The organism is Photorhabdus aegyptia, assembly GCF_000612035.1.
Lineage (GTDB): Bacteria > Pseudomonadota > Gammaproteobacteria > Enterobacterales > Enterobacteriaceae > Photorhabdus > Photorhabdus akhurstii.
On the sequence record NZ_JFGV01000092.1, the window covers coordinates 1 to 16,017 of the forward strand.

11 protein-coding genes and 3 pseudogenes are annotated in these 16,017 nt (G+C 41.5%); 7 read left to right on the top strand and 7 right to left on the bottom strand.

Annotated elements, in window-relative coordinates:
• Window positions 1–424: 424 nt before the first annotated feature.
• Entirely contained in the window at window positions 425–1,132 is a 708-nt protein-coding gene (locus BA1DRAFT_RS20105; protein ID WP_036782990.1) for a toll/interleukin-1 receptor domain-containing protein, read from the bottom strand.
• A gap of 167 nt (window positions 1,133–1,299) precedes the next feature.
• Window positions 1,300–2,313 (bottom strand): annotated as a pseudogene (locus BA1DRAFT_RS20110) (helix-turn-helix domain-containing protein).
• Between the two features lie 268 nt (window positions 2,314–2,581).
• On the opposite strand from BA1DRAFT_RS20110, the gene BA1DRAFT_RS20115 reads away from it, so the two are divergent.
• Window positions 2,582–2,803 carry a type II toxin-antitoxin system Phd/YefM family antitoxin gene (locus tag BA1DRAFT_RS20115; protein WP_036780625.1) on the top strand — a complete coding sequence of 74 codons (222 nt, stop codon included), beginning with the start codon at window positions 2,582–2,584 and terminating at the stop codon, window positions 2,801–2,803.
• Window positions 2,800–3,175: pseudogene (locus tag BA1DRAFT_RS22415) on the top strand (type II toxin-antitoxin system death-on-curing family toxin). Before BA1DRAFT_RS20115 ends, BA1DRAFT_RS22415 begins: the two are co-directional and overlap by 4 nt.
• A gap of 262 nt (window positions 3,176–3,437) precedes the next feature.
• On the opposite strand, the gene BA1DRAFT_RS24440 reads toward BA1DRAFT_RS22415, so the two are convergent.
• The 3 genes from BA1DRAFT_RS24440 to BA1DRAFT_RS20135 all read right to left on the bottom strand — a co-directional run bounded on the left by BA1DRAFT_RS24440 (window position 3,438) and on the right by BA1DRAFT_RS20135 (window position 10,160).
• A complete protein-coding gene (locus BA1DRAFT_RS24440; protein ID WP_268747249.1) occupies window positions 3,438–3,569 on the bottom strand; it encodes a hypothetical protein in 132 nt (43 codons plus the stop codon).
• A gap of 297 nt (window positions 3,570–3,866) precedes the next feature.
• On the bottom strand, window positions 3,867–5,315 hold the full coding sequence (locus BA1DRAFT_RS20130) for a hypothetical protein (RefSeq protein WP_036782996.1): 1,449 nt from the start codon (window positions 5,313–5,315) through the stop codon (window positions 3,867–3,869).
• Between the two features lie 3 nt (window positions 5,316–5,318).
• Window positions 5,319–10,160, bottom strand: a complete 4,842-nt coding sequence (locus BA1DRAFT_RS20135; RefSeq protein ID WP_036782999.1) for an AAA domain-containing protein — start codon at window positions 10,158–10,160, stop codon at window positions 5,319–5,321.
• Window positions 10,161–11,182: 1,022 nt separating this feature from the next.
• Here BA1DRAFT_RS20135 and BA1DRAFT_RS20140 point away from each other — a divergent pair.
• The 4 genes from BA1DRAFT_RS20140 (at window position 11,183) to BA1DRAFT_RS20150 (ending at window position 13,839) form a co-directional block, all read left to right on the top strand.
• Window positions 11,183–11,998, top strand: coding sequence for a DUF4238 domain-containing protein (locus tag BA1DRAFT_RS20140; RefSeq protein ID WP_235201185.1), 816 nt, complete (start codon window positions 11,183–11,185; stop codon window positions 11,996–11,998).
• Between the two features lie 35 nt (window positions 11,999–12,033).
• Entirely contained in the window at window positions 12,034–12,192 is a 159-nt protein-coding gene (locus BA1DRAFT_RS24260; protein WP_235201186.1) for a hypothetical protein, read from the top strand.
• Between the two features lie 562 nt (window positions 12,193–12,754).
• Window positions 12,755–13,054 carry a hypothetical protein gene (locus tag BA1DRAFT_RS20145; RefSeq protein ID WP_051560900.1) on the top strand — a complete coding sequence of 100 codons (300 nt, stop codon included), beginning with the start codon at window positions 12,755–12,757 and terminating at the stop codon, window positions 13,052–13,054.
• A gap of 389 nt (window positions 13,055–13,443) precedes the next feature.
• A complete protein-coding gene (locus tag BA1DRAFT_RS20150) occupies window positions 13,444–13,839 on the top strand; it encodes a hypothetical protein (RefSeq protein ID WP_036783003.1) in 396 nt (131 codons plus the stop codon).
• Window positions 13,840–13,972: 133 nt separating this feature from the next.
• Here BA1DRAFT_RS20150 and BA1DRAFT_RS20155 read toward each other — a convergent pair whose 3' ends face one another.
• Window positions 13,973–14,293: a DUF3846 domain-containing protein gene (locus BA1DRAFT_RS20155; RefSeq protein WP_152544366.1), complete on the bottom strand. Its 321-nt coding sequence runs from the start codon at window positions 14,291–14,293 to the stop codon at window positions 13,973–13,975.
• 217 nt (window positions 14,294–14,510) lie between these two features.
• On the opposite strand from BA1DRAFT_RS20155, the pseudogene BA1DRAFT_RS24445 reads away from it, so the two are divergent.
• Window positions 14,511–15,330: pseudogene (locus BA1DRAFT_RS24445) on the top strand (IS982 family transposase).
• On the opposite strand, the gene BA1DRAFT_RS20165 reads toward BA1DRAFT_RS24445, so the two are convergent.
• Window positions 15,317–16,003, bottom strand: coding sequence for a DUF4276 family protein (locus tag BA1DRAFT_RS20165; protein WP_235201187.1), 687 nt, complete (start codon window positions 16,001–16,003; stop codon window positions 15,317–15,319). The pseudogene BA1DRAFT_RS24445 and the gene BA1DRAFT_RS20165 overlap by 14 nt on opposite strands.
• Window positions 16,004–16,017 lie beyond the last annotated feature (14 nt).

Sequence of the window (16,017 nt, forward strand, 5' to 3'; positions counted from 1 at the left end):
TCCAAGCTAGAGCATGATATCGCGGAGGTCAGTAAAAAAAGCCAGGTTGACAAGGGGGAGTAAAAGTAAAGGGATGAGTACTGTCCTGGTTACAACGTGCTCCACATTGCTGAGCTGGAGTACGACTACCAAGTTTATCGATACAACTGTAAAACACCCTCAAATAGGGATAGTCAGCGCGGCATGCATTGTTTTGAATGGTAACAGTCAGATCAGGTCTGAGCTAGTACAGCGTGACTGGCTATCACCGCACCGTCCAGTTGGGTGTGATCACCGACATTAAAATGTCACCTGAAGTGACGTGAAGAGGGGTTAGAAGGAGAATATCTGTATGGAAGGGGGGCGTTCGGTATTGAAGATGTCTGGCCTGCGATAGAAGACCAGATTCATTAGTCATAAATATTAGAACGGGTGCTTCGCTAAACTAAACAGTAATCAGCTCTGCTATTTTTGTTGCAACAACTGCTAGTGTATCTTCTCCCGTGTCCAAGCCGCTTCGGGATGCAAGCAAGGGACTGACATTACGGAGAGCTTCATACGTCGTGTTATGCACGATGGGAACGAGCTGGTTGCCTGCCAGTAAAGCAGAAAGCTCTTTATCAGCAACGCCTTCTTTAGGCAGGCGGTTTAACAATGCGGGGGGCACCAATACCAGGCCGATTCGAGAGTTTGCTAATCCTTTATCAATGGCACGCATCATAGGAACTCCAAGGGCAAGATCCTTTTCGCTAAACCATACTTTGACACCTGCCGCTTCGAGCAAATCGTGTAGCTCTTTGGCTATACCTTGTCGGTCATCCCACGCATGGCAAAGAAAGACGTCACGCAGATCTGGTTGCTCTACGGCAAGTTTCTCAACCGCTTGTCGAATCGGCGTGAGTGATTGTACTTGGGCTGTAGTGTAAGAAACGGAAGACCCCGATTTTGACCAGCGTGGCTTTATGCTGCTGCTGGATCCACCGCCACTGCCTCCATAACCTCCACCACCGCTAGTGCCCGATGAGGAGTAAGAAGGATAACTATCATAACTGTAGCTACTGCGGCGATAACCACTGCGATTGCGACATGCAGGACAGGCAGCAGCTGCTGCTGCTGAGCTGTGTCCACGTACCGGAGCCGTACATCTTGCCATACTCTGGTTTCCCCTTATTATTCTGGAAGGTATCTGCTGTGCTTGTAGGATCAGATAAGTAATGAGGGTTCTTGGTGGTAAAACCAACTGGCGTGTTTTCAGAATCTTGCACTTCATCACACTGCCACAGATAAATTTGAGCCCAAGAGCCCAAAAAGAGCAGGGGGCTAGCGTTTCAGGCTAGCTCTGAACTCTTCCGGGTTTACCAGTACTGGGTTGATGGCTCTGAGTTGTTCCTGAACGCGGGCCTGTGCACGGCGTCTGGGCATTCTGAGACGTTTGTTATCAACGATTTGTCCCTGATCAACGCAATCGAGTTTGTCGAAGATCTGATATGTCAGGGAACGGTGTCGATACTTGAAGCCCAGTGTGCCATCCGGATAGTCGTAAACTTTAATTTTTTCTCCGGCAATGCGTGTATTTTCCTCAGTTGGCTCAACGAGATAAATCATTTTGTTGTAACGGAAGGTCAATGATTTAGAGAGCGTGCGCAGTTCCTGCCAGGCAAAGATGTCGTCCAGTTCATCAGGCGTTTCAGCTGAAGCGTCTGATTGGCTCGCTCCACGCGGCTTTTGGCCTGAGAACTGTTAGCGCAGATGAGTTCTATCCCCAGCTCATGAAGTACACGGCCAAACTGAGTTGTGCCGGTATTTCTGTTTTCAGGCTGGCTGACCCGGAAGATAGCATGTTTATCAAGGTATTGTCGCGTTGCTATCATGTAATCGAACGCGGACTCAGTCTCTATCCGCCCGACCTTCAAACTGAATGAGTTCTCCGAGACAGTCACGGCGGTAGCGCGGCTGGTAAACACGTGGTTTACGTCTGGCATGCGGGATCCAGAGACCATCAGCGGTCATCCATTTTCTGAGCGTTTCTACAGATATGGTAATGTCGTGGCGTTCCCTTAGTTTTTCAGCGGCCAGTGTGGGGCCAAAGTCACTGTAATTTTCATGTAGCAATGCCAGAACCCGCAGTTTTAGTGATTCAGGCAGTCTGTGGTTACCGGGTGTGCCACGGCGCAAACTGACAAGGCCCGCAACACCAATATCTCTGAAACGATTTACGAGCCGCTGAACCTGGCGCTCAGTCAGGTTCAGTTGCATAGCTGCATCTCGCCGGCGCATACGCTTTTCAACAACCGACTGAATGACGTTCACTCGGTTTAACTCTTTGTCTGACATGCTCACTAACATCCTGATGTCCTTGCGGCAAAAAAGATTACATCCTTTATGCCGCAAAAAGTGACATTACTATATTGGTGCTACATCTTTGGTTCGCCTAAGATATCTTATGTTAAATAGACTTAGACGATGAACAACTTCACATAGAACTAGGTGATTTTTGACACCCTTTCCTGTTCTAGTGTTACGATAATTACGATAGGTTGAATGATGTACTTTTTATATGTACATTGCATGTGTACACCTACTTCTACCTAAGGAGATAACCATGCAAACCTATACCTCAACTCAGGCCAGAGCCAATATTTCTGTGGTGCTGGATACCGCAGTCAATGGTGAACCTGTTGAAATCACCCGTCGGGACGGCAGCGCTGCCGTAGTGATCAGTAAAGCGGAATTCGAGGTGTATCAGAATGCAAAGCTGGATGCCGAGTTTGATGCTATGATGCAACGCCATGGTCATACAGTAGCAGCGTTGACTGACCGATGATTTGGGTGAGTGCTCAAGAAGTTATTGCCTTCCATGATCGCATACTGCGACATTTTCTCGGCGTTGCCGGGATAGCAGATTCTGGCGTTGATTTATCGTGTGCAAAACCGGGTTCACTATGAAGGCGTTACTGACCTTTTTGAACTCGCCGCAACTTACTGGGTAGCGATTGCTCGTGGTCATATCTTTAATGACGGTAATAAGCGGACCGCATTTCTCGTGACCATGAGCTTTCTTTAGCGTAATGGTATTTGCATTCGCGATAACGGCAATACGCTGGAAAACTTAACTGTAGAAGCTGCTACTGGTGAGAAAACGGTCAGTCAGTTGGCTCAAATAATACAGAGCCATTTCTTTAAATCCCTTCATTAGTGTAGATCAATCAATTTCATTTGCTCCATTTTCTTGTTCCACTAACGTTGGACATAACATCTTCAAAATCGAAGTTTTGATCTATATTGGGGTTGAACTGCCCCCTTTCTCTACCATAGGTAAAGCTTGGACAATCACAGCTATCTCTACCTTCACCGCAGTCAGTTCAGGATTTCGAGTTAACTAATTGGGCTGGGGATCGTGAGCTGAATCGGATCCGAGAACTATCGGTTCCCTTAAATAAAACTGAGGTTATATAAGATTACTGTTCTGATTGAGGATCAATTTGTTTTTCTCTAATAAGATTTCGCAACGCAGTACGTGCTGCTGCCTCTTCCGTCATACCATTGATATCAACGACGGATTCCAAAAATCGTGACCATATTATCTTCACAGAAATATTCCGCTTTATATTGGAGACCATCTTTCTCAACACGGATATAGGGCATATGATTCCTTATATAATTATAAATACGTCAATAATTGGTCAAAGCAACCCGAAACGGCCGACTTTGGGGAGCTGGTGAAAATTGTCATAGCAATCAGTCCATTTATTTTTTCCGGCGGGTGCTGATTTTCTACAATCAGAATTTGACTGTCTGAATTCTGATGCTTCACGAGGTCGTCATACAATTTCTCTTTCAGATCTGTATCTTGTAGAGCGACGTCATCTTTGTCTTCTTTTATTCTTTCATACTTGGAACAAAATAGGGTCAAAATAACTTTTCAAAACGGAGTCTTCCAGAGTTGTATGCTTTTTCTCGAAAAAATGATTAAATCGTGTTTCGGACTCTGCCCATCTCTGAACATTTTGTGTGACTGATTCAATAAGTAAAGGGTCTAGGCTAAGATATCCAACTGGCAAAGATATATTTCTACCATCTTCAATTGGGATATGGTGAAGACACGCGACCATAATATTGGGGATTAGTAACACCTCACATTTATCCCCACCGAATCGTTTTTCGCAGTCCATAAGCTTTGCATCAACACCATTATAGATTCTGTTTTGTTCAAAAGCTTCTTGTTTACTCGCGCATGGTATAACCAGAACGGCACAGAAAGTTTTTTTTCTATTGTCAAATAATTTGACTATTGAATCAATGAAGAAACTTAGCTCATTTGTTCTTCCCCATGTACCACTTTCAGCATTAGTCAGCCAAATCATACCACTAGATGATTTAGGCTTTTCCTTAAATATTTTCTCCAAATTTTCATGAATAGCGCTTAAATTAGGTTTAGTGTAAAAATTACCGAGTATTAGTTGCGTGTCATTTGAATGACATGATGTCCCCATTTCATAGTGTTTCATCAAAAGCTCAAGGTTAAGTGATTCATTTTTATCATCCCAATATTTAATTAAAATCGGATCATTGGTGGCACTCAAGTAACTATGAAAATCCATTGGAGTATATTCGCCACAGCCTGTGCTGATTGCTTCGTCCATGGCGTTAAAGAGTGTTCTATTATAATCCCATTCATCTAAAGCGGGTGACTCATAACCTGTTTGGAGTACTTTGGGAGCATTTGTATCTATAAAATACTCAATTGGAATTGGAACAACTACGTCGTATTTGCCATTTACGTGATTAATTTTGTACAACTCTTGACGGTCAGAATAAATATCTTCACCTTTCACCATTTCTCTAAAATAGTGAAAGTGAGTATCGAAAGCTGACCGCGCTTTGTCATTCAGCTTTTCAAAAGACTCATCAGGTAACGATAGAGTAATACATGAACTATTTACACCACTTCTCTTGATAGCATTTGGCAACATTCGAAAGTCTTTCAGCTCAAAGTGAATGTCATCAATTTTATCTACAACTTCAAAGAATCTCGGAAGCATGTTGCCTTCCACTTCTTCAAAATTTTCTAGTGCATGGAATGTTAGTTCAATCTCATCATCGTTCCATTTAATCAAGCTTTCTTCGATAAGATCGTCTAGTACAGCCTGAGTTTCTGTAGCAGTAAATCCAAAATAATTCTGTATCAACTCAACCGGTGAGCTACCCAGTGAATGCAATACACGAATTATAAACTCTTTAACAACTGGTAATTGTCGCTTTTGGCTCACAGTATAGTCGATAAAAAATGCTTTTGTGGGCAGTCCAAAGCTGATTCTGTTTAATTGAACTTTCATTGGTTATTCCTTTTCATCCAATTCGCAAATTGAATAATCACGAGACTCATTGTCTTTTATGAATTTCAATACACGCCCGAAAGCGGTCGTTTGATTGCTTCGACTCCACATATGAGTATTACCTACAATGAAAAGACACTCTTTAGCGCGAGAGAGTGAGACATTAGCTCTATTTTCAGACGCTACATGACCTTGATTTCCATGACTATTGCTTCTTACAAGGGATAAAATGATGATATCATTCTCTTTGCCTTGATAACTATCAACAGTATCAACTTTTATAATCCGTTTCTCTAATAAACTTCTTGCCCATGAAAGACTATTAATCTTTCTTACTAGGGCTCTAACTTGCTCACCGTACATGCAGATAACACCAATTTTGGGGTCTTCTCCCTCAATTAATATTTCATCTTGAGAGTCGTTGTCATAAAGACGTTTTATGATAGAAATAATCGTGTTTGCTTCATAATCGTTAATGTAACTTTTATTATTTACACCATTTCCCTTGGGTTGAGATTCGAGATTTTTTCTCCCGGCTCTAGATGTATCGAACCAAGTGACGGTGGTTGCAAAGGTGTTAATCAGCTCTTTGTATTTTTCGCTGGTTTCCCCCCTTCCTGTTGCTAGAACCCCGTCGTAGAAGTTTTCTGAGACTATATTGCCGATTGGGGGAGCCATACGATATTGGGTGAGTAATGAACGCCCTACTTTTTTCCCATATTCAGAAACGAATGCTCTTTCAAAATCACTTCTTTTGAGCTCATCTATCTCAAGTTTAGGTAATCTCAGTTTCGCTGCCTTGAGATGATTTTCATCAAAAAGTGGAGGAAGCTGTTTATGGTCTCCTACCAACAAGACCTTTTTCCCGACTTGCATTGCGATAGCCAATTCACTCGCGGGGGAACGGGCAGCCTCATCTATGACGACTAAATCGTAAACGTTTTCTTGAATTCCATAGTGGAAGCGGCCAATTCCAACGCAAGTACCACATACCAGTGTTCTAGTTTTAGCTAAGAAGTTTTGGAATTGGGCTTGTCCCGAAGCCATCACACTCAGCCATTCATTAGACATTTCAACAAGGTTTCTTACTTTGAAAATAAGACTTTCGGAATAAATTTCAAAATGTTCAGACAACTTTCTGAGTAGTGTACTTCTAATATATTGAATTCGAGTATCTTCAAACGATAGCGTAGATTGCAAATGGTGCTCCAAGAAACTCGTTAAACCGGTTTTAAGTTTATTTTCTTTCTGCTTGAGAACGGGACTACCTGCTAACTCTTCGTCTTTAGCTTGTGATGATAGTTGGTCAAATCGTTGTCCGAACGATACTTCGAACTCTGTGATAACATTTGACATTTCAGTCGAAATACCAATTTGTAATAAAAGTGCTCCCAAACGCTCTTTATACTCAGCCCGAAACTTATCGCGGTAATGCTCTTGAAGCGCTTTTTCACCTACATCAGTCAGTGACGCAGATAAATTCGATTCATCTCCTAGTCGAACGATATCAATGGGCTGTTCATTTCTCCTAAACAAGGAGCGAACTTTCTCACTGGCATTATTCACTGCTTCATGTGACTGACTAACTAGCAGTACGCGCCTTGCTCCATTCATAATGGAGTAATGAATATAAGAGCCGATAAAAGCAGTTTTTCCTGTTCCCGGTGGCCCTTGAAGTAACGCAATTGGACTATACTTATAAAGAGCTTTAAATGCCTGTCTTTGCTGCTCGTTTAGTGAAAACGCTATATGTCCGTCTTCATGATATTCAGTGTATATATCTAACTCTTCGTCTGAAGGGACGTGGCCTTCAGTATAACCAGCTTCAAGTCCTGGAGAAAAATAGTCGGGTAAGTTTGGAATAATAGCCCTACCGTTGATTATCTTAGAAATAGCCTTCTCTCGTTTCGCCAGAGATGCAGCGGTCATGCTTCCTTCCACAACTAATGTATCACCGAGTTGAGGCGTTATTTTTCCTCTCGGTTTAACAATAACTGTATCAGAATTTAAATCTTCTACAATTCCGATATCTCTGAGCTCACCTCTTATTTCCATTTTAAGTGTGACACGTTCAGTCCTTAGATCAACATCGAGCTTACTATCCTCTAGAAAATAGCGGAAAGTTAGCCATTTATTTTCAGAGTATTTCGGCTCTGTAACCACCTGAATTTTCGGGTAGCTTTCCAATTCTGTTTCGACAAGAACCTTCCAAATTTTTCGTGCATCAACAATCGCGGGTTTAACTATTTTTGGCAGTGTCAGTATACGCCTTTCAGTTGATTGTGAGATCGGTGTTGAATTATTTATCCGAAATAGCTCTTGATATATTTCACTAGTTAAAATGAAGTCAATAAATTTGTCATTTGAACCACTTAAATTGTTAGAGAGATTGATAATCCCATTGAGTTTAAGTTGAGCATCACGTTTATTCCAAATAAATTGATCATGACGTAGGTCTCGAAGCGTGGCTCCGACAATAAACTTCTTCTCAGGTTGGATAAGTATATCAAGCTGTTGCTTAATGCCACTCAACTGAACACTGACTAAGTCCCGTCCTTTTCCAGCATTGAACTTCATCGTCAAATAGTACGAGCCATCATCAGAGGCTAACTTATCTGATAATTCTTTGAATTTTTTATAATGGATATCGTAACTTTCGGCACTAATTGGTAGAGGTGGATTTACAATTTGTTCTAGATTATCAACTAACTTCTCAAGTTCTGTTGTCGCAATTTCTGGTAATGCCAGGAGTTCATTAGTGTATTTGGTGAGGTGAATTGTATTTATCACCTCAGATAATTCATTAACGATCTTAATTACTGCATAACGGTCGAGGTTTGATTTAGACTGAATCTCATATGAGGCCGGTACGTAAGCCGGGGTATGTTTATTCCAATCTTCACTTTCATACTCAACAACATCAATAAATTTTATAGTTAGCTCTTTGACAATGATATTTTGAGGATGTAAGTCTCCATGGTGAAGTCTTGAAGCATGTAGCTTGATCAGAGCCTCCACTAACCCCTTAATTAATTGAATACCGTGCTCTTTATCTATGTCGACAACGGCATCTCTCCACGTTTCTCCAGCTATCCATTCGTATTTAAAGTAAACACTGGTCATCGTAGGATTGATGCCGAACTCTAATATTTCTGGCAAGCATTCCAAAGATGAATTCTTAATAAGTTCTAGTCTACTGAAAAAAGTAAGAAGTTGATGATTAATCCCCCCTGTTTTATTCACATCACTTACACCAAACCATGTTTTTACTCCAAAGCTATTATCTGACGACTTGAGTAAGTAGAAAGTCCCTTCCGATTTTACTGGGAGTACCCCGAAATCTGTGAATACGTTTATATTAGTATGGTATCTTGATAAAGCAGATAGGGCTCTTGATGGATCCTCACTACTAGTTTGAAGGAGTTTATTGAGTTCGGAAAGCGCAGCTCGTAAGTCTTGGAATCGATATTGAGAGTCAAGTTCTAAACCTTTGGCGAACCAGTCGCTTAACTTCATACTTATCTCGCAGTTTTCCCTCGGAGTCCAAACATAAATGCCCTCATCTTTATTAGGCAAGTCATCAAAGGCAATGTAATGGCATGCAGCGGTTGCGAGATAAACATCTCTTGTATAAGCAGTACCATTTGTATCGTCTTCAAGTAATTCTTCAGGCGTTTCTACTCGACCATGTTGAATAATTTTACGTACATTTGAGACACTCTTTTTATCAGGATCAGGGTAGTATGCAGTTAAAAAGTTGGATAAAACGACCTTGCTGGGTAATGAAAGCCAAATGCTGTGAGAACCAAGGTCCCGGTGGGCAACATCAATATCATGAAGCCTTGCTACCTGACTTATCAGCATTTGAATAAGGTCGAGTCGGTTTTGTTTAGTTAACTTAGATTTATTCTTTCGAATAAATACATCAAGCCTTTCTTTTTTATTAGGCCATTCGTAGAGTTCAACAAAATCTGCCGTTAGATCTGTAGGTATGTGTAGAAGCTGGAGGTGAACATTTTTCAAGTCTTCATCTTGATTATCTATATACCCTAGGACATTTGACTCTCTCTGAGCAATTACAGCTCTCTGATCTGGCGTTCTAGCGTATTCAACTATACATGGGGCAGTAAAATCCCATCTTCTCATCAATGCCTTGTAGTTTGCATTGTCAGCACGTTGGCTTTGAAATTCTGCATACAAACCGTCTTTATGTTGGAAAAGAAATGTACCATGTTGAAAATAATTATTAGATGAAAATGTCTTGGGTTTAAAATCGGCACTATTATTAAGAAATATACGATCCCATATGGTGATGTTTTTATTGGGTATGTCTTCTTTTCGATTAAAGGTGAAAGTTTTACCAAATTTTTTTTCATACTCGCTATCAGCACCTATATTTTTGAATTCATCTAACGTAAATACATATTGTCTTTCATCAGAAGGCAGGTGAGATGCATCCGCGGAACCGCATAAAACTACACAGCTATCAACATAAGGAACGAACTTCCCACTCAGCTTTTCATTTAACCGAGACTTTAAGATCTTCGCTGCTCGACTGGATTGTGATACTGCGTTTTTACGATTTTCTTGTCTACCATCAGGATATTCTTGGATCCATTGTTTTCCTAGGGAAAAAATTCTTCCCTTATAATTCTTTAATTCAACAACAATAATTCTATCGTGTGTTATAAGAATGATGTCAGCCTCAAATTCTTTTCCTTGACGACCAACCATTTCCAGTGAAGAGTATCCTTTCCAACTGTCGGGAAGATGCTTTGAAAGTACTTCATTGGCTTTTCTTTCATACCCATTGATGCCTAAAGGATCAAGACATTTTATTTCCACTTAACTTCCTTACTGAATATATTTTACGAATTATAAAGAAATTCCTGACATCCACAGTCTATTTCTCTTGGCGATAAATTTTAACTGACCTATTATTAATTATTCCTACAAGCAGTGACAGGGGATATTGCCAATCCATATTCCCCCGTATTACCACCGCGCTGGGAAGTACACCAAAGTTTTGGCTCCGTCTCCAGAGTGCTTATTCTGGAAAATCGAATCGACACATCTGGGATCGTTTTATACGGGGAGCAGGACGAAATTAGCAGGTCACTTCGAAATATTTAGCAATAACAAATGCAGGTACCTGTCCTGCATTGACACAACTCTAAACGCTACTCACTCTGGAATTTAGTAGCTGGCAGGTTCTACTAGTGATGCAGTCAGGAAGGTTATTGGGGTTAACAAAGGCCCAAGCTAATTTTTCTACGCTACCGCCCTCAGAGCTTTGGCCCTGCTTTGCTTCAATGTTACCTTGTCTAACATAATGGTCAATATTTCAATCAGATAAGTTCGAAGATTAAGAATTTCACAAAGGGAAAATGTAATTGACTTGGTTCATGAACTAAGACTGTGCAGGATGCGGTAAATGAGCAGAAAATGGTCGTTTTAGTGTTAATTCATGAAGTTGTAGTAGATGAAATGAAGGTGATAAGTTAAAAACAGTGTGATAGGAAATTTTTATTTATGAATTAGACTTACGCTCAACATAAGTTAAATAACCTATCTATGTACATTAGTTCATGGTTATCTTTATCATCTCAACAAATCAGTTAGTGACTTTTTATGATGCTCTTCTCTTTTTTGTTGTTATGTTCATAGTAAATATCTAGGCACAACGCGATGAATCCCTGAATTATCTGATGCCGGAAAAGTACTGGCTAATGACTGAAACCCAGAAATCTCAAAAAGTATGTGAAACTAAAAGCGGTATGCTTACACTATATTTCTAAGAAGGTCTGTTTACTCTCAGCATGGCAGAGCTGACAACTAACCAAAACTCAACACACGGAGAAGTATCAATGGCTAAAGCACGGTCAATGACGACGGACGTTTTAAAGCAGCATACGGTCCCCCGATTTCTGCTCGATAACTTCGGTATGACCGGAAAAGGAAAACGAAAGCGGTTTTACGCGTTTGATAAAACAGCGGATAAAGTATTCCAGGTGTCCATACTGGATGCCACCACTCGGAACAGGTTTTATAACGTTGACGACCACCCAGATAAAATCAGCCTTGAACCTCTGCTTGGTATCTACGAGTCAGATGCAGCACCAGTCATCAACACATTACTGCAACACAGGGATATCCAGCGGCTAACCGCAAATGAGCGGTATATTCTGGCTATTTTTGTCGCCATTCAGCGAGCACGATCTTACAGTGTTCAGCTACAGATATCTCACTTGATCGATACTCTGACCGACAAACTGAAAGGCATGGACTCCACGGCAGAACAGATCGAACAGACGCCAGGGGGCCCTCCAAGTATTGGGACCCGGCATCTTTTTCTCCGTACACTGCTCGATCAGCGGCAAGAAGCAGACATGCTGTTGCAAAAAGACTGGTATTTGTATGAAACAGATGACGAACATCCTTTCTATATTTCTGATAATCCCGTCACGTTTTATAACAGTAATAACTTTGGTCATTATGGAAATATTGGATTCGGTGTCAAAGGGATTCAGATACACCTGCCGCTATCTTCCACTCTGACGCTAGCCATGCTGTGTCCTTCGATCAGGGAAGATTTTATCAAGAAAAAACGTGATGTTGAGTTTATGGTTGCTCAGGCCCCGCCCCGCAAAGCATTCCTTCTCACATTAATCCGTTCGCTCTGATTGAGCACGCTGATCGATTTATCCGTTATTCCAGAATGCCACTACATCCGAATCATGTCGTTCGGCTGAATAGCCTTCAGGTTGAGTATGCAGAGCAGTACGTATTCTGCCAGACAGACAGTTTCTCACTGGTTCGCCAGATGCTGGGCGATGATCCTCGTTACAAAGGGGGGACGAGAGTGATTGTCGGTTAAAGCTTATCCGAGGAGCCGAATGCCCGCAGCAGCGACTACACAGAGGATTGCGGTGTGACAGACACCATTCGAAGACAATGCTACCTCCTTCAGAGGCATCTGCCATGCTTTTAGTATGAGTGTGACGATTGATCAATAGTGCAATCAGATAACCACTAAAGTTTGTGGTTATCTTGTACCGAGATTGATTATCGAAATGGTTCATGAACCAAGACTGCGTGGGATGCAAGAAAAGAATCGAAAAATGGCCGTTTAGCGTTAGTTCATGAAGTGGTTATGGAATGAATGAAGATGAGAAGTTAAAAAAAATTTATAAATCAATGCGATAGATAGGTTATGACTTATGAAGTAGATCTCTGATCAACATAAATTAAATTGGACAGAATACATCATAATTTTATGAACCACTTCTTACCACTGAAAATTTCTCCCTCGCCTTTTTCTTGCATTCTTGCATGACATTGAAGTTTTAATATGTTTGATAAACATGCGCACTGGCTAAAGCTATGGGCTTTTAGTTAATCAATAGCATATGCTCTTACTTCCTGTATAGGAGCCCACCATGACAGCAATTACCAGAAGTCGGGAAACTAAAAAATTTCTTTTTAAACTCCGCGAACATGATAGTGAGTTTGGAGTAAGTGAATCAATCTTCAACCGTTTAATGAGTGAGCTTTCACTCAATCAAACCGAGCTTGTTCCCGAAGCACTAAGAGATCTCGCAGGAAAAACGATACCGGCATACGAGCCGGATGATGGCCCTCTGACCGATGGACAGATTGCAACCATTCGAAAGCGGCCATCTGACCCTGACTGGTTTTCTGTGGCCCCTTTGATTTTCAAAAATACCTCCCCTACCTAAACTCGGTTCGATACCTCCGCTCGCCATTCCATTGTTGCAACGAACGTATAAAAAAACTGCAACCTAAATAAAATGAATGAGAGCTGGTGACACAAAACACTATTTGGAAAACATCAAACTAATAAGTTTGATGAACCGTATTGGATACAGAAAAACATCTGCCACTGTTCCGAAAACGTTGGTGGACTCCATGCCAAGTATAAAGAAACATCGCGAGCTGACGGAAGAAATAGAGAAGCATACCGAGTTTCTTGCCTACCCCGTCCGTGGATTAAAAACTTGATGCTGGATATGGATGAGTACCTGTTCCACCTTTTCCGGGCAGTGCATACCCAGGAGGATGCGTTGCGGACCGGATTCGCCCTCGATTGTTGGATGCCGAGAGTAACATGATCAACTTTGTCAGTCCCCCGGAGTGGATACATATTGAAAGCGTAGCAGACGGTAGCAGTGATCAGTCTGGCGCTGAGTGGCAGCAGGTCGATTTCAACTTGCCACCCAATACACTAAAGGCAGTTGCAGAGTTTATCGTCTCTCAGATCCGCCCCCGCAATGGTATACATTTGAGCGAATATGGAAAAGGTTCCTATTATCAATATGGGATCATCCTTTACACCCGGCAAATATGCTTTGCCTGTTTGGATGGAAAGGCTGTAATGAGCGAAGCCGTGAACAGCATAAACGTATCTGGTGGGTTTGCGGCAATTTTGTATCTGGCGTTACTCCATCGAATGACGTTGTTGTTAAGCGCCCTCTACGGCTTGGTATTTTTGGAAAACGACTGATATGCGCGAAGAGCTTAACCGGCTAGCCGAAGTGCAGTTGCTGCGCTGTGGACGTGTGCCGATTGAACAATTCTGGGATTGATGCTGGTGGCGGGTATATCTTAATGGTTACTCGCTTTCAGTTAAGCGTGGTTCATGAAATTTCGTGTCGTTCGAGGAACACAACATCACCTACAACAAAGTCACTTCCTACTAAATGGGAATCGACAAGATACTCGCACGCGATGTAATTGACCGGATACTCTTTCCGCTTACCGTCTTCATCGCAAAGCATATAGCAGTATTCTTTTCCGTTGATGTTTAGCGGTGGCCGCAGCGTTACCATTTCAAGATACCCGCCCACAAAATTAGTGAGATCCTGAACATCAAACTCGCCCTCCATGCCCTTATTTGCCGGGAAGTCCTCGGCAAAAACCTCTTTGGTTGTACGATCTGCTTTAACCAGAAAAGCCATATCCATTATTCCTTTCAAGCGAAACGTTGAATCAATCATAGCAGACCGAAACACTGCCCCGAACCGGAAAAACTGTTTTTTTACTGTCATACTTGCGGGCAATCATACACATACACCCAAATCACCCTCACAAAGAACCTAAGGAATGATGAAGTTTTTGCTAAAGAAAACAAAATCGTGGATATCTTCAGGCTATGGTTACTTTAAAAGAACTTTACTGCTGCGTGTCGATGACTTTGTGCCTCTCTGGCATCAGCAATTCATTAAGGATAGATTACGTCAGCTTAATCGACCGTCTTTTCTTTCTCTCAGCTAAGTGATGACGCTCCTTATCTTATTTCACATCAGTCATTACCAGAATCTTAAATCCTTTTACTTTGAGTATGTAACACCTTATTTCCAGAAAGAATTCCCCGGATTAGTCAGTTATACTCGAATGCTCGCACTGAAAAAAAGAGCGTTCACCCCTTTTCATTGCCCAAGGCTAAGACAGCAAAGATGGCTTTTATTGATTCGACCAGAATAGCGGTATGCCATAACTTGCGTCGGGTCTTTGATGACGTAGTGAGTCGAGGAAAAAGCAGTACAGGCTGGTTCTATGGCTTTAAACTTCTCTTGGTTATCCATGATTGCAGGGAGTTTTTGGAGGTCAAATTGATCCCGGTAATACGAATGATAGTCAACCGGTCAAACAGTGAGTGAAAGGGTTAAGTGGATATGGAGATAAAGGTTATCTTTCACAAGCCCTGTGTGAAGACCTGGCTGTGGAAGGAGTTACGTTGGTGACGAATATACGCAACAATATGAAAGCCAAAGCTTTATTACTATGGGATAACCTGATGTTAAAAAAATGTTTTGTGGTAGAGACCGTAGTGAATCAGTTGAAAAATATTTCTCAGATAGCACACTCAAGACATCGTAGTGTTCTCGGCTTTCTGCTGGAAGTCGTGTCAGGATTAATTGCCTACACTTTTCAACACAAAAAGCCGAGCTTAAATTTACGTAATTTTGAAATAGCTATCCCTAAACAAAACTGAGGTTAGTTAGCTTATTTAACCACTGATTGAAATGTGGGCATTGGGAACGAATTGTATCTAATCCAATATCACCGGCGATGAGTGGGCCGTGTAAGGTCTTATGGTAATTGGGTACTATCGCCAAAATACGCTTAGATGGTGCAGTTTGTGGGCTATTATTAATATCTTCAGGGCTATCAAATTGAGCTTTGATGGTTTGTAATACTGAAATGGGGGCGTTGTCATCAAGCCAATCCGCAAATTTTTCAGGTTGGCAAAACAATAGTGCTTCAAATTCATGTAATAACAGATTGGGAATAAAATTAGTTTGCCCAATATCATTAGCGAAAGCTTGCTCTAGCTTAACTACCCGTTCGTTGGCTGCATTATCCTGTTGTTCATTATAATCAGGGAAATCAGTAGGCAGGCCATAGTAGTCAATTAATGTTGTGACGAATGCACCGGGATCTTGTCGACATAAGCGAGTAATTTGATATTTTACCTTACCATAACTTGTAATACCGCCTTTCTGACTGGTACTCGTCTGAGCTAATATTGGTGTCAGATAGATTTGCTGTGCTACAAAATAGGGAGCTAACACATCCCGCACAAAAGTTTCTTCCGTTTGCCCTTCTACAAAAACATTGATACGGATCATCGCTGTGGCCTCCCGCCGAGTAAATTTTTCTTCCATAATTCACCAAGGCT

Excerpts from the sequence above, each read along its gene's own strand:
- BA1DRAFT_RS20150 (WP_036783003.1), top strand. The coding sequence starts at position 13,444 with ATGATCAACTTTGTCAGTCCCCCGGAGTGGATACATATTGAAAGCGTA.
- BA1DRAFT_RS24260 (WP_235201186.1), top strand. The coding sequence starts at position 12,034 with ATGCCACTACATCCGAATCATGTCGTTCGGCTGAATAGCCTTCAGGTT.
- BA1DRAFT_RS20115 (WP_036780625.1), top strand. The coding sequence starts at position 2,582 with ATGCAAACCTATACCTCAACTCAGGCCAGAGCCAATATTTCTGTGGTG.
- BA1DRAFT_RS20105 (WP_036782990.1), bottom strand. The coding sequence starts at position 1,132 with ATGGCAAGATGTACGGCTCCGGTACGTGGACACAGCTCAGCAGCAGCA.
- BA1DRAFT_RS20130 (WP_036782996.1), bottom strand. The coding sequence starts at position 5,315 with ATGAAAGTTCAATTAAACAGAATCAGCTTTGGACTGCCCACAAAAGCA.
- BA1DRAFT_RS20140 (WP_235201185.1), top strand. The coding sequence starts at position 11,183 with ATGGCTAAAGCACGGTCAATGACGACGGACGTTTTAAAGCAGCATACG.
- BA1DRAFT_RS20155 (WP_152544366.1), bottom strand. The coding sequence starts at position 14,293 with ATGGCTTTTCTGGTTAAAGCAGATCGTACAACCAAAGAGGTTTTTGCC.
- BA1DRAFT_RS20165 (WP_235201187.1), bottom strand. The coding sequence starts at position 16,003 with ATGGAAGAAAAATTTACTCGGCGGGAGGCCACAGCGATGATCCGTATC.
- BA1DRAFT_RS20145 (WP_051560900.1), top strand. The coding sequence starts at position 12,755 with ATGACAGCAATTACCAGAAGTCGGGAAACTAAAAAATTTCTTTTTAAA.